Here is a 13,933-nt window from a genome sequence, read left to right as displayed (position 1 = left end):
CGTTGCTTTTGTCCCGCAAAAGCAAGTTCTGACTCTCTCTAATGGGTCGTACAGACCGAGCAGACGTCAAACGTCCTGAAAATCAACTCGGCGTGGGAGATGCTCTGAGACCCGCGCATCGCTTGTTGGGCGACGGAAGGGGTTGCCGCACTCCCTATCCCCAGATTCCACTGCGTCGGCGTAATAATCTCGTACCTCTCGATTTTCCCCTCCCGGACCCTCACTTTATGGATTAATGACCCTCGGGGGGCCTCTACGATCCCGATCCCCTCATACGACCCCGCACGTTGAGGGGAGATGTAGGAGGGTTCGGCCAAATCGATCGTATCGAGCCGATGGCGGATCTCTCGTATCAGCACCCCTATCTCCCCCAGACGTGCACCGACACGGCTCAAAACCCCTTCTCCGTAATCTCGAATCAGATTTTCAATACCGCTCCGATTGCTTACGATAGCCCGTGCGAGAGGACCGGTTTCGCAAAACTCCCCGTCGTATAATGCGTTTTTCGCATAGGTTTTCCCGCCGCGCATAAACGTATGGCGATCATCCTCCTGAATCAATGCAGAATCCACACACCGCCTTTCCCCTTTTTCGTACCATCCCGAAGCGCTAAACCCATCCTCCCCTGCCACCAGATAACGCCCATGAGCAATCCCTTTATTGCTGAGTTCCAAACGCTCCAGCACCCCGATCATCGTCCCGACATCCCCGCTATAAAGGGATAGATCTTCACAACCGAAATGTTCCACCTCCCCGTTCCACAGTTGCGTATGGGCAAATCGCTCAATCTCATCGAGGAGACGATGGGCATGAATGATTTCCAGACGGGTCGGATCGCACGTCACTCCTCCGGGAAGCGCATACGAGCTATGGGGCCATTGTCCGCTAAAAAGCGCGCTGAGGGTATTGGCCTTGGAGGCGATCTCCAGCCCCCTCAGAGGGCTTATTGCCCCTTTTCCCTCCATTTTCGCACACTGATATCCCAATACCAGATAGACCCATTTAATGTGATTTTGGAGTAATTCCGAAGCCAGAGTGAGTGCGCGCAATGCAACAGCTTTAGAGGAGAGTTCCACGCACACCCCGGCATTACGCAGTCCCGATTCAAGTGCGCGCACAGCGGCCATGAGATGGGAGTGGCCGCAGATACCGCAGACACGCGGAGTGATGACCAATGCATCCAGCGGATCTCTCCCCTCCAACACCCTCTCCATCCCTCTAAAATGTTCGAACCGGATGATCGCATCTTCGACGCCCCCATGCCGGTCGCACTGAAAATCGATACGCGCCTCCCCTTCGATCCGCTCAATCAGTTCATGCGTGATCATCCATCATCCTCTCTTCAAGCCGTTTGATCCGAAACGATTTTGCCGCCCCCGCCAACGCCAGATAACTCCGTTTAGGGATCCCCAGCGGCATTTCTGCGGGAATCGACATATAAGTTTGGGTCGAAAAGAGTCTCTCTTTGGGAAACGTCGGTTCGGTACACCCGATGCACGGCATTCCGGCCCGGGTTTTGGAGCTGACCGTATTCCAGAGTATCTTGTTGCAGCTGGCGTGTGTCATCGGCCCCTGACACCCCTGAACATAAAACAAACACCCCTCTTTTCGTCCGAAATCGTGTGCGTCCACTTTCCACTCAAAATACTCGCCGCGCAAACACCCCTGATGAACGAGATACGCATACAGTGCCTGAGGACGATACCATGTATCCAACGGCATCGGTGTACCGTTGGCCGCCATCTGTAGTACAAACGCCAGCCATTCAGGATGAATCGGGCATCCGCTGAGAACAACCATCTTCTCCCGGTAACGCTTTAGTAACGGGGTAGGGGTCTCCCGATCAAAGGCAATCCCGCTAATCTCTTCGGGGCGACATTGCTTCATCATCCCTCCGAAAGATGCACAACTGCCTAGCGCGATGATCATCCCGGTCTTATCCGCCAATCCCGTGAACAAATCCTCCATCGCCATCCCGGCGCGTTCAAAATCAGGACGGTAAGCCCCCTCAAAAATCAGAATATCCGATTCGGGAAGCGTCGATACAACCTCTTGCAAAGATAAGGGTGAGGGTAAAACGGGATGGTGGATAAAATGAATTTTCGCAAGGAGATATTCCAACGCGGGGTGATTCAGAAAGGAATGGGTATTGCCGTTGCACGTAATACCGCAGATCCATACGATACGTACTACGCTATTCACGGTAACAAAGCGCCTGATAGATGTTTTCGGAGATGGACTCTTCGTACTCGTTGATGGCTTTAGGGAGGATCTTTTCGCCGTTAAGAAAGACCATCCCCCCCAAATACCCCATAAAAAGGCCGAAGGCACTGAAAAAATCCTGATCGCGCAGCTCTTTGGAACGGACCCCCTCCTCGAAAAATATCATCATCTCCGTCGCAAAAGGGGTGACACAGATCATCCCCTCACACCCCTCTTTAAAAACTTCCCGATTCGAGAGATAGACCCTCAAAAAATATTCAATGATCTCCGGACGCTCCTGTGCCATACGAAAATACATCCGGACGATCGCCCGGATCTTCTCTGCTACACCCGTCGGCGTCTCATTGATGAGACGGATCTCACCCCCCAGCAACTCGGCAATATAAATAATCAGCTCTTTCGCCAACGTCTCTTTGGATGCAAAGTAATTATAAAAGTTGCCGACGCTCATCCCCGCTTTTAAAGCGATAGCAGGCATCGTCGTCTGATAGAATCCCTCTTTGGAAAAAAGTTCCAACGCTTTTGTCATAATCGTGATCTTACGCTCTTGCTTTGATGACCGACTCAAACCAACCCTTGTCCATCCTCTGATACCACCCTTCTAAAGGGGGAAGAGAAGTTTTTTATTTCATCAATAATAGCATGTTTTTCGTCACAGATTAACCTTTTTTATGCCCTCCAATAAACAACGATTGGTAAACTGATCCAAAAAAATCAAAAGAATTTCAAAAAAATAGACTTTATTGTCACATTTCTACCGATATCATCCGTTCATGAGAAAAACATTAGCGTTCTAAAACCCCGTAAAACAGGGAGTTGAAAAAAATATTTGAAAAATATACAAAATTTATTGACAACAATAGGGGAATTAGTGGTATACTTCCGCCATATTTTTTAAGGAGCCTTACCATGATGAAAATCGTATCTGCGTTGCTACTAGCTGCAATGTTTATCGGATGCAGCGACGCTGCAAAGACTGAAGAAGCTGCTGCACCTGTTGCAGAAGAAGTTGCTGCACCTGCTGCTGAAGAAGCTGCTGCACCTGTTGCTGAAGAAGCTGCTGTTGTTGAAGAAGCTAACGCTACTGACGCTGCTGCAACTCCTGCTCAGTAAGTTTTACTCATTGAAGCAGTTTCGCACTTCGGTGCGAAACTTTTCCTCTTTATCTCTTTCTCTTAAAACAAAATAAATCCAACTTATCGTACACTGTCCTAATCATAACTATTAGGAGTCCCATTATGAAATACTTGATACCTGTTCTGTGTTCCCTGCTTTTGATCGGTTGCAGCGAATCACCCCCGGCACAAACCTCCCTTAATACCTCCGGTGAACCTCAAAGCATCGCTCCGGCTCAAAACGAAGAGAATACCTCCGCCGTTCCGGAGACAGTAACTCCGGTAGCCGAAACACTCACGGCTGTACCGGCAGCTGCCGTCGAAAAGCCCGCTGAACCAGCTACCAAACCGGTCGCCAAACCCTCGACAAAAGCGATAGAAACACCCGTAGCAGCTGAAAAGACCCCGCCATCCGTTGATGCATCCGCACTGTTTGCTCAGAAATGCACTTCGTGTCATGGAACCAAAGGTGAAAAAGCAGCCTTAGGAAAATCACAGATCATCGCAGGGTGGAGTGAATCCAAAATCAAAGAGGCCCTCAAAGGGTATCAAGCGGGAAGCTACGGCAAAGAGATGAAAGCGCTGATGCAAGGGCAAGCCAAAGGGCTGAGCGATCCGCAAATCGATGCACTTGCACACTATATCTCAGCCCTTTAGCGGCAAAAGTTTACCCCTCGCTTTTCGGTAACGCAAACTTCTGCGTTACCAGCTCCCCCTCCTCATTAAAGAAGAGATAATAGAGTTTATCTTTTTTCACACTCAAGCCGGCCAAATAGCGTAAGGCAAGGTTCGCTTGCAAAGATGCAATATGCATAACAATCGGTGCGGCGATCCCTGCCGGTGTTTTGGTCGTAATTTTAAAGAGCTCGTTAAACGATGCCTCCTCGAAAAAACAGACCTGACCGTTAAACGCCTCTACCGATCCGTAGACCCAGGGGAGAGTGGCTGCTTTTGCATAGGTATTGATCGCTCCGCGTGAGGGGAGATTATCGGTAGCATCAATAATAAGATCTACCTCAATATTTTTGTGGGTAAACTCCTCAAAATTGCACACATGAGATATTGCCTTCACGTAGGGGCATCGTGCTTCGATCAACTCAGCGCACGCTACCGCTTTGTATTTCCCCTCATCACCCGTCTTAAAAACAATCTGCCGGTGGATGTTATGGAGACTCACCGTATCAAAATCGACCATGTGTATTTCACCGATACCGGAAGCCCCCAAAGCAAACGCAAGGGATGACCCTAACCCACCACTTCCGATAACGGCAATCCGTTTTGTCTGAAGTGCAGCCTGCGTCTCTTCACCCCATAATTGTACCTGTCGATGAAAATAGTGCATCATGATCTCTCTCCTGCGGAAAATTTAAAATTACTTGAATTGATGTTACGCACTTTCCGGGCAAAGCCCGCAAAGTGGCCGGGGACAATTTGTCCCCGGCACCCCCCTGAAGCTACCCGCATCTTTCGGATGCGGGAGATTACTACCCTTTAGACAAGATGCGTAAGGTCAGTTACTTTAACATCGATTGGTTTAAAACCGACACAATCTTGAGAGGTTAACTCAACGTTTCCGAATCCGATATCGGCAATCGAATGACAAAACAGGCACCATTTTCTCTGTTTTCGACCTGTATCGTCCCTCCGAAACTCTCTTCGATAATGTATTTGGACATATAAAGACCTAAACCGCTCCCCTGATCGGCATTTTTCGTCGTAAAATAGATATCAAAAATTTTATCCATTGCTTCCCGGGGGATCCCTCCGGCATTGTCTTCAATCGTCAGTTCAATGACCCCATTATTCTCATAAAGAGCAATATCAATCCGCCCCTCTAAATCTTTTTTCCCTTTGATTGCATCATGGGCATTTTTAATCAGATTAATCAAAACCTGTATCATCTCATTTTTGGCAAGCTTCGCTTTTTTCTCTGTTTTAATCGTTACCGTCGTTTTGATTTTTGCATATTTTAGAAATACATCCGAAAGATTCAGTGCATCCTGGACGAGTTCACCGATATTTTCAGAATGTTTCGCTTTGTCGGTTTTGTAATAATTCCGAAAATCATCAATTGTTTTGGACATATATTGAAGATGCTCATTGAACTGTTCATGAGAGCGTTCAAAACACTCTTCGGTACATTGGTTCAATTTATGCTTGACGTAGAGATTTTGGTTGATCAGCGCTAACGTATTCAACGGCTGACGCCACTGATGGGCAATTTGTTCAATCATCTCCCCGAGTGCGGCCAGCCGTGATTGCTGCACGAACATTTGATCTTTCATACGTGCCTCTTTCAATGCGTAATTGACTTTTTCGATCAACGTTTCGTTCAGATGACTGAGCTTATCAATGTATTCAGCCTGGAGTAAATGGACCCTCTCAGCCAATGCCCAGGAGAGAAAGATCATCTCAATCGCAGAGCCGATTTGCTGAATATGATTCACACCGTAGAAACCCGGAATAATATTGAATTTATTAAATGCAAAAATAAGGGTACCGATTAAAAGCGAACTCCATCCGGCAACATAAAATCGTGCAGGCCGGTACCCTCTATTCATGACTATAACCCCGGCCGTAAACAAAATTATCGGGACAATTGCCGCTAGCGCCGTATTGATCACAATCACCTTTCCGTACGGAAGAATCAATGAAGCCGATGCCATTGCCAATGAAAATCCCATTAGCATCCGGATTATGCTATTTACTTTTGGAGAGTAACGGGAGGTCTGCAAAAAACTTTGCCCGAAATAAAGGGCACTAAAGGCCGACATGGCTATCCAAAAACTCGCCCCATGCTCGATAAGCCAAAAACAGTCACGCCATAGATACTCCGTACCGACTCCGTCAAACGAAAGCTGCCACAAAATAAAGGACGATAGAAAAAAGATATACCTGAGATAATTGCGGTCTTTCGTATAAAAGAAAATTCCGCCGTTGTAAAAGAGAATGATTAAAAAAATACCGTAGTAAATTCCCATAGCAAGGTTATTACGCTCAACTTCCTGAAAAAGCGACTCTGACGAATAGATCGAAAGGGGAATTTGCATCGAACTTTGTGTTTTTACACTCACGTAGAGTACGGTTTCACTGTATTCGTACAGCGGGAGTTCCGTTACAAAATCACGCAGCGGAAGTTCTCGATCCATAGAAGAGATCGAAGACCCCAGATGCCGCTGAGAGATAAGATTGCCGCTTTTATCCACTAGATACACATCAATCTTCTCAAGCAGCGGATAATCGATCATAAGCCACCAACGGTTTCGTGCTGCCTGAAAATCCCGTTCCAGATCAATTTTAAACCAATAAGTCGATTTTGTAAATCCAAAATTTACATTTTCTTTTTCATAAGGGAGGAAAGATTTTTTTTGAACTTGGGATAGTTTTACAGTACCACTGCTGTCTTCGAAATAAGACAAATGCCCTTTTAACGTATAGTGATTTCCGTTGCCAAGCTGCAACGGGGATCCATATCCCCCTATGGCCATAAAGAATAAAAGCCATAGAATCCGTATCATCGGGTTATCGTCTCTTTCTGAGGGCCTCTTTGAAACCCCATCCTTTTCGTGCTTCCGTCAATACTTTTCGATCAATATCCACAATCAAAAGCTCTTCGGTATTGCCCAGATCGGCTTCGACTTCACCGTCGGGAGAAACCAGCATCGAATCGCCGTAAAACTTCCACGCGACACTCTCGTCGTTGTATTCGCCGATGCGGTTTGCACGCAGAACATAGCAGTTGTGGGTAAAAGCGCGCATTTTCACCAGCTCCCGCCAGCGATTGTGCGATTCAAACGTCGAAGCGCTGGGGACGAGAACCACATCCACCCCTTTGGTGCTCACTGCATCCCATAACGGGTCAAAATGGATCTCAAAACCGCCCATCACCGCAAACTTAACTCCGCCGATTGCAAAAATCATCGGTGCCCTCACCGGCTCGATCGGATTGGAAAAAAATTTCTCTTCGTTCCAGTGGGGATAGTTGATCAAAAATTGCTGCGGATAGTAGCTTACGCTGCGTGAACCTACTTTTGCAATCATTTTGGTACACTCTTTTTTCTTCACCGTAATAATGGGGGCGACAAAAATAAGATCGTATTTTTCGGCAAGATTTTTCAGCACCTCGATCTGATGGTTACTTTGTTCCTGAATCATCGAGAGGGGAGTTTCCATCAACTCTTTAAAAAACGGGTTCAGGAGATATTCACCCAACAAAATGAGTTTGGCCCCTTTTTGGTGGGCAACACGGGCATAATTCTCGAGTTTGTTCCCCCCCATCCCGATAGAAGGGAGCTGTAAAATGGCAACGCGCATCATTGCTCCTGATTTTTGATGATCTGAATCTGCACCTGTGCTTGTTCAATCATTTTTTCGGCGTTCCGAAGCTCATTCATCCCCTCTTCGTACGCTTTGACACTCTCGCTCATCGGTAAGGCGGGGTCCATCAGCTTTTCCAAAATGGCTTTAGCATTGGCAATTTTATTTTCAAAATTCTCTTCTTCACTCATAATGCCCCCCTGACATAATTTTCAATTTTCTCGATCTCGACCAAAAAGGCATCATGCCCGTAATCACTTGACACCCCGAAATAATCGACGTTCTCTTTTTTGCAAGAACGCATTACCTTGTAGATATGTTCCATTTCAGAGGGTAAAAAGAGTAGATCTTTCTCAAAACCGACCAGATAAAGTTCGCTGTTCACTTTTGAGAGGGCCTCTTCCAGAGAATCAAATCCCCGCGAAAGATCGTAAATGTTAATCGCCTTGGTAATGTACAAATAGGATAACGGATCAAACCATTTGGTAAAATTGTAGCCGTTATACTCCAGATACGACTCGATCTGAAATTTTCCGAACAGCTCATATAACCCATCCGTCCGCTTATACTCACGACCGAACTTCCGTTCCATTGATTGATGGGACAAAAAGCTGATATGACCGGCCATTCGCCCGATCGCCATACCGCTCAGACCGTTTTGGGCAATGACATCCGGATCGTAATATCCGTTTTTAAATTCGGGATCTTTTAAAATCGCTTCCTGCGCCACTTTGTTAAATGCGATAGCCCAAGGCTGCGTCGCGGCGGTTGTGGCCATCGCGATGATTTTTTTGGCAAAATTGGGGAAAAAGACACCGAATACCAGAGCCTGCATCCCCCCCATCGAACCGCCGATCACGGCATGAACCTGATGGAGTCCCAGACGATCAAACAGTATCCGCTGCGCTTTGACCATATCGAGAATCGTAATAACCGGAAATTTATACCGATACGGCTCATTATAGGGGTAACGAAGCGACATCGGCCCCGTAGAACCGAAACAGCTCCCGATCACATTGGTACAGATCACGAAAAAACGGTCAGTATCAACCGCTTTTCCCTGTCCTATCAGGCCATCCCACCAGCCGGGTTTGTTATCCCCCTCATAGGTCCCCGCCGCATGATGGGATCCGGTGAGGGCATGGCAAATTACAATCACATTGTCTTTAGCCTCATTCAGATGCCCGTACGTCTCGTAAACAATATCGTAGGGCTCCAAAATACGTCCGCTCTCCAGATAGAGAGGATTGGTAAAGTGTTCGCTGTGAATCTGCAGATTTAACATATTTCCCTTTACGCGTTTAATGCCTGTGTCAGATCGTCGATCAAATCCTGTGATGCTTCCAATCCGATACTCAAACGGATAAGACCGGAAGGGACGCCGCAGGCGATCAGCTCATCCGGACTCAGCTGCTGATGGGTCGTCGATGCCGGATGGGTGATGATCGATTTGGAGTCACCGATGTTGACCACGAGTGAAAACAACTTTGTCGCATCCACGATCTTTTTTGCCTCCTCGAAACTCTCCACCTCAAAACTCAGCAATCCGCTCGCCATTCCGCCCTCAAAATAGCGGTTCGCATTGGGATAATTGCTGTTGCTTTTCAGCCCCGGATAGTTCACTTTTTTCACTTTCGGATGGGCTTCGAGGAACTCCGCTACGGTCTGAGCGTTACGGGAGTGTTCCCGCATACGGAGTGAAAGGGTTTCGATCCCCTGAATAAAGAGCCATGAGTTGAACGGCGATACGACCGCCCCCAAATCGCGCAGCAATGAAAGACGGGCACGGAGGGTAAACAACGGCAGCGGCACATCGACATACACCAGCCCGTGGTAACTCTCATCGGGTTCGTTGAACTGCGGATAGCGCGGATTGGATTTGATCAGATCGATCAACCCCTTGCGCTCCACCATGATCCCGCCGATGGCAAGCCCCTGTCCTGTCGTATATTTACTGGCAGAGTGAACGACAACGTCGACGCCGTGTTCCAACGGACGGCACAACACCGGAGTTGCCACAGTGTTATCGACGATCGTGAGAATACCGTGTTTTTTCGCAATGGCCGTGATCGCGTCAATATCGGCCACATCGATACTCGGATTGGTCAATGTCTCGAAAAAGATCGCTTTGGTTTTCTCATCGACCAATCCTTCGATCTCTTCGGGAGTGTGTACGTTAAAAAAACGGGCCTGAATCCCGAACCGCTTAAGCGTATGGGACGCCTGCGTCAGGGTTCCGCCGTAGAGCTGTTTGGCGCAGACGATGTTATCCCCCGCTTCGGCCGCATTGGCGATCGCATAAAAAATCGCCGCCATTCCGCTTGATGCGGCCAAACCTGCCGCTCCCCCTTCAAGCTGAGCAAACCGTTTCTCAAAAACATCCGTTGTCGGGTTATTCAAACGGGTATAGATGTTCCCCAGTTCTTTGAGGGAAAAGAGATTCGCAGCATGTTCAACGTCACGAAATTCGTACGCAGTTGTCTGATAGATGGGAACCGCCATCGTGCTTTGAGAGTCTTTGTCGTATCCTGCATGGAGTGCTTCGGTTTGGAGCTGCATAGTCATCCTTTTACGTAAATTTATGCAATTATACCGTCATATCGTTATTTTCCCGAGAATCCAAACTGATTTTATCAGGATTCTCATTGACGAAAAAGTTTTTAGACGTGGTAATTCGGTGCTTCTTGGGTGATGATAACATCATGAACATGGGACTCTTTGAGTCCGGCACTGGTGATTTCGACAAATTCGGCTTTATCCCAGAACGCCTCGATGCTCTCAGATCCGCAATACCCCATAGAAGAGCGAAGCCCCCCCATCATCTGGTGAACGACCGCCGCAATACTCCCGCGAAACGGCACACGCCCCTCGATCCCTTCGGGAACCAGTTTATCCGCAGCCGTCCCCTCTTGGAAATAACGATCGGTTGACCCTTTCGTCATCGCTCCGATGGAGCCCATACCGCGATACGATTTGTATTGACGCCCTTGATACATAATGGTATCACCCGGAGATTCTTCGGTTCCCGCCAAGAGTGACCCCGCCATAATAACGCTCGCACCGACGGCAAGCGCTTTGGCAATGTCACCGGAGTAGCGGATACCGCCGTCGGCGATGATCGGAACGCCGTGAGCCCGTCCCACTGCGGCACACTCGTCAATCGCTGAGATTTGAGGAACACCGACACCGGCTACGATACGGGTGGTACAGATCGATCCCGGTCCGATACCCACTTTGACCCCGTCGGCACCCGCTTCGATAAGTGCCAATGTCGCTTCACCCGTTGCCACGTTTCCGGCGATAATATCGATCACCATCTCTTTTTTGATCGCTTTAACGGTATCCAAAATCCCTTTGGAGTGACCGTGAGCCGAGTCAAGTACCAACACATCCACACCCGCATCCACAAGAGCGCGCGCGCGTTCAAGCTGACCGACACCGATTGCGGCACCGACACGGAGACGGCCGAAGTCGTCTTTGTTGGCATGGGGATATTCGATCCGTTTTTTGATGTCTTTGATCGTCACTAAACCTTTCAACAATCCGTTATCATCGATAATCGGAAGTTTTTCGATTTTGTTAACGTGCATCATCTGCTCAGCTTCCGCCAATGTGATCCCCGCTTGCGCCGTTACAAGCGGCATCGGAGTCATTGCGTCGATCGCCAGCTTCGACAAATCTTTTTCAAAACGCATATCACGATTGGTCAAAATCCCCAGCAATTTATTGTGCGTATCGACAACCGGAACACCCGAAATTTTAAACTCGTTCATCAGCGCTTCGGCATCTTCGAGCGTAGCGGTCGGATGGACAAAAATCGGATCGATAATGATGCCGCTCTCTGATTTTTTTACTTTTTTGATCTGTTTAACTTGCGTTTCGATATCCATGTTTTTGTGGATAATTCCGATCCCGCCCAAATGGGCCATCGCAATCGCCGCACGGTATTCGGTGACGGTATCCATCGCTGCAGAAACCATCGGAATATTAAGGGAAATATTACGGGTCAGCATCGTTTTGAGACTCACCTCTTTCGGGAGCACTTCTGAGTATCTTGGAATGAGAAGAACATCTTCAAAAGTGAGGGCACGTTTACGAATATTCATTAAGTTATCCTTTTAGTTGAGTTTCGAGGCTCAGCGCCCCGTTAAATAGCGTCTGTTCCGCATACGGAGCCGCAATCAGTTGAAGACCTACAGGCATCCCGTTATCCGCTGTGTCCACCGGCAAAGAGAGTGCCGGAAGCCCCGCAAGATTGACCGAAATCGTATAGATATCGCTCAAATACATCTCAAGCGGATCACTCAAAGCCCCAAACTCATACGCGGTGCGCGGTGCAACCGGAGTGAGGATAAGATCGACCTCTTCGAAAATCTTATTATACTCCTCTTGGATCAGAGTACGCACCTTTTGTGCTTTCACGTAATACGCATCGTAATATCCTGATGAGAGGACAAAATTTCCCAGCATAATGCGGCGTTGCACTTCGGGGCCGAACCCACGTGAACGGGTTTGGAGAAACGTGTCTTTGAGGTTCTCCCCCTCCACGCGGTTACCGTAGCGGATACCGTCGTAGCGGGCGAGATTGGTTGTCGCTTCGGCGGTAGCGGTGATGTAGTACGCCGAAATGTCGTATTTCGGATCCATCAATTGTTTCTCGACAATGGTATGACCGCAATTTTGGAGCGCCGTTACCGCTTTGGTATAGGCATTACGTACCTCCGGCGAAGCATCTTTGACGTAATCGGGAACAATTGCGATTTTAAGCTTGCAGGCGGGATCGAGTTTGTCGCTCACTTTTCCGTCATGACGATCGCTGCTGGTCGAATCTTTCGGATCATGTCCCTGAATAATATCGTATAAAATCGCCGCATCTTCGACGTTTTGGGTCATCGGTCCGATCTGATCGAGAGAACTTGCATACGCCCCCAATCCATAACGGCTGACACGCCCGTAGGTCGGTTTCATCCCGACAATGCCGCAAAATGCGGCCGGTTGACGGATCGACCCGCCCGTATCGCTCCCCAGTGCCGCGACCGCAAGCCCTGCGGCGACCACTGCCGCCGATCCGCCCGAGCTTCCTCCGGGGACACAGTTGTGATTGAGGGGATTGAGCGTTTTGCCGTAGCAGCTGCTCTCCGTCGTCGAACCCATCGCAAATTCGTCCATATTGGTACGTCCGAACGGTGACATATTCGCGCCCAAGAGTTTGTCGATGACCGTTGCGTTATAGGGAGCAACGTACCCTTTAAGGATATTGGATCCCGAGGTGACCGACCACCCGCGTACCTGAATGTTATCCTTGATCGCGATGGGGATCCCCTCACCGACATTTTCCACATCGATATAGCCGTTCAATTCCGGATATGCGGCAATCTTGGCTTTTAACTCTTCTTTGAGTGAGATAAGTTCATCTTTCGAGAGCTTTAACGCCTCTTTGAGTGTTATCATACACTTTCCTTTCTATCTAATTATACGCCATCGGAATAAAATCCCGATTGGCTACGCTAACGCTGAGTTCACTTCGGCAGTGAGCCCTTCTTGTATTTTGCTTGTTTTACCATCACGATCCCTAAGCCAATGACGACAAAAATCACCCCGACCGTTTCCACAATAAAACTCATCGGAACAGGCTGTGCAAAATCGACCATTACGCCACTACCTGCGCACAGCGGGGGCAGAGACTCTCTTCGTCTTCGCTATGGTATTTCCAACATCTCGGACATTTGGCTTTGGAGGCAAGGGCGATATTGAATGTATCCCCCTCGATCTCAAACGTCCCTAAAATATCTTTCAATTCACACGCACACCATTTAGAGATGACGAGATACTCTTCGATGTCCCCTTTTTTCATTGCTTTGGCAGACTCTGACTTCGTAGAGATAACGAGTTCAAGGGTATTTTTAATCACCTTCTCTTTTTTCAATCCGTCCACGATCTCATTGAATTTTTCACGGATCACTTTCATCGTTGCGTCATCCCAACTGCTCTCAACCGCTTCGATAGAGGCATAGGTCACACCAAAGATATCATCGGCAGAGCCTTTGAGAACGGCAGGGGCATTCTCGAAAATATCATCGGCGGTATAGGTCAAAATCGGAGCGATAAGCCCCAACATCGATTTAGCGATAATCGCAATAGCACTTTGCGTCGAGCGGCGTTCGCTTGAGTTGGCCGCGTCACAATACATACGATCTTTGGTAATGTCGATGTAAATACCGCTCAGCTCATTGACGATGAAATAATTCAGAGCGCTCATCCCGTGGACGAAATTGTAT

General features: G+C 48.2%; 15 protein-coding genes. 2 read left to right on the top strand and 13 right to left on the bottom strand.

The features are described 5' to 3' along the window. Positions 1 to 38: 38 nt before the first annotated feature. From M0P91_RS11135 to M0P91_RS11125, 3 genes are read right to left on the bottom strand one after another with little or no spacing between them, the layout of a single operon-like run. Positions 39 to 1,328: a nickel-dependent hydrogenase large subunit gene (locus tag M0P91_RS11135; RefSeq protein ID WP_295067269.1), complete on the bottom strand. Its 1,290-nt coding sequence runs from the start codon at positions 1,326 to 1,328 to the stop codon at positions 39 to 41. After that, complete coding sequence (locus M0P91_RS11130) at positions 1,315 to 2,202, bottom strand: hydrogenase (protein WP_295067266.1); 888 nt, start codon at positions 2,200 to 2,202, stop codon at positions 1,315 to 1,317. The genes M0P91_RS11135 and M0P91_RS11130 overlap by 14 nt, the downstream gene beginning before the upstream one ends. Further along, a complete protein-coding gene (locus M0P91_RS11125; protein WP_295067263.1) occupies positions 2,195 to 2,791 on the bottom strand; it encodes a TetR/AcrR family transcriptional regulator in 597 nt (198 codons plus the stop codon). The genes M0P91_RS11130 and M0P91_RS11125 overlap by 8 nt, the downstream gene beginning before the upstream one ends. A gap of 248 nt (positions 2,792 to 3,039) precedes the next feature. Here M0P91_RS11125 and M0P91_RS11120 point away from each other — a divergent pair, with 248 nt between their 5' ends. Next, positions 3,040 to 3,336, top strand: coding sequence for a hypothetical protein (locus M0P91_RS11120; protein ID WP_295067261.1), 297 nt, complete (start codon positions 3,040 to 3,042; stop codon positions 3,334 to 3,336). 125 nt (positions 3,337 to 3,461) lie between these two features. Continuing rightward, on the top strand, positions 3,462 to 3,995 hold the full coding sequence (locus M0P91_RS11115) for a c-type cytochrome (RefSeq protein ID WP_295067258.1): 534 nt from the start codon (positions 3,462 to 3,464) through the stop codon (positions 3,993 to 3,995). Positions 3,996 to 4,005: 10 nt separating this feature from the next. Here M0P91_RS11115 and M0P91_RS11110 read toward each other — a convergent pair whose 3' ends face one another. From M0P91_RS11110 to M0P91_RS11065, 10 genes are all read right to left on the bottom strand, one after another. Continuing rightward, on the bottom strand, positions 4,006 to 4,683 hold the full coding sequence (locus M0P91_RS11110) for a HesA/MoeB/ThiF family protein (protein WP_295067255.1): 678 nt from the start codon (positions 4,681 to 4,683) through the stop codon (positions 4,006 to 4,008). A gap of 214 nt (positions 4,684 to 4,897) precedes the next feature. Next, positions 4,898 to 6,856 (bottom strand): sensor histidine kinase, encoded by a 1,959-nt coding sequence (locus tag M0P91_RS11105; protein WP_295067252.1) that lies wholly within the window; start codon positions 6,854 to 6,856, stop codon positions 4,898 to 4,900. 4 nt (positions 6,857 to 6,860) lie between these two features. Beyond that, a complete protein-coding gene (locus tag M0P91_RS11100; protein WP_295067249.1) occupies positions 6,861 to 7,652 on the bottom strand; it encodes a carbon-nitrogen hydrolase family protein in 792 nt (263 codons plus the stop codon). After that, complete coding sequence (gene xseB, locus M0P91_RS11095; RefSeq protein WP_295067246.1) at positions 7,652 to 7,846, bottom strand: exodeoxyribonuclease VII small subunit; 195 nt, start codon at positions 7,844 to 7,846, stop codon at positions 7,652 to 7,654. The genes M0P91_RS11100 and xseB overlap by 1 nt, the downstream gene beginning before the upstream one ends. Then, positions 7,843 to 8,940 carry a homoserine O-acetyltransferase gene (locus M0P91_RS11090; protein WP_295067243.1) on the bottom strand — a complete coding sequence of 366 codons (1,098 nt, stop codon included), beginning with the start codon at positions 8,938 to 8,940 and terminating at the stop codon, positions 7,843 to 7,845. The genes xseB and M0P91_RS11090 overlap by 4 nt, the downstream gene beginning before the upstream one ends. 8 nt (positions 8,941 to 8,948) lie before the next feature. Beyond that, complete coding sequence (locus M0P91_RS11085) at positions 8,949 to 10,214, bottom strand: O-acetylhomoserine aminocarboxypropyltransferase/cysteine synthase family protein (protein ID WP_295067241.1); 1,266 nt, start codon at positions 10,212 to 10,214, stop codon at positions 8,949 to 8,951. 101 nt (positions 10,215 to 10,315) lie between these two features. Next, positions 10,316 to 11,761: an IMP dehydrogenase gene (guaB, locus tag M0P91_RS11080; RefSeq protein WP_295067238.1), complete on the bottom strand. Its 1,446-nt coding sequence runs from the start codon at positions 11,759 to 11,761 to the stop codon at positions 10,316 to 10,318. Positions 11,762 to 11,765: 4 nt separating this feature from the next. Beyond that, complete coding sequence (gene gatA / locus M0P91_RS11075) at positions 11,766 to 13,106, bottom strand: Asp-tRNA(Asn)/Glu-tRNA(Gln) amidotransferase subunit GatA (protein WP_295067236.1); 1,341 nt, start codon at positions 13,104 to 13,106, stop codon at positions 11,766 to 11,768. 68 nt (positions 13,107 to 13,174) lie between these two features. Then, entirely contained in the window at positions 13,175 to 13,306 is a 132-nt protein-coding gene (locus tag M0P91_RS11070) for a hypothetical protein (RefSeq protein ID WP_295067233.1), read from the bottom strand. Further along, positions 13,306 to 13,933, bottom strand: a 628-nt coding sequence (locus M0P91_RS11065; protein WP_295067231.1) for a class I tRNA ligase family protein, incomplete at its 5' end; no start/stop codon positions are given. The genes M0P91_RS11070 and M0P91_RS11065, both read right to left, overlap by 1 nt.

Source organism: Sulfuricurvum sp. (genome assembly GCF_023229695.1).
In the GTDB taxonomy this organism is placed as follows: domain Bacteria; phylum Campylobacterota; class Campylobacteria; order Campylobacterales; family Sulfurimonadaceae; genus Sulfuricurvum.
The sequence above is the reverse complement of the archived record's forward strand: the minus strand, read 5'-3'. Positions and strand labels throughout refer to the sequence as shown.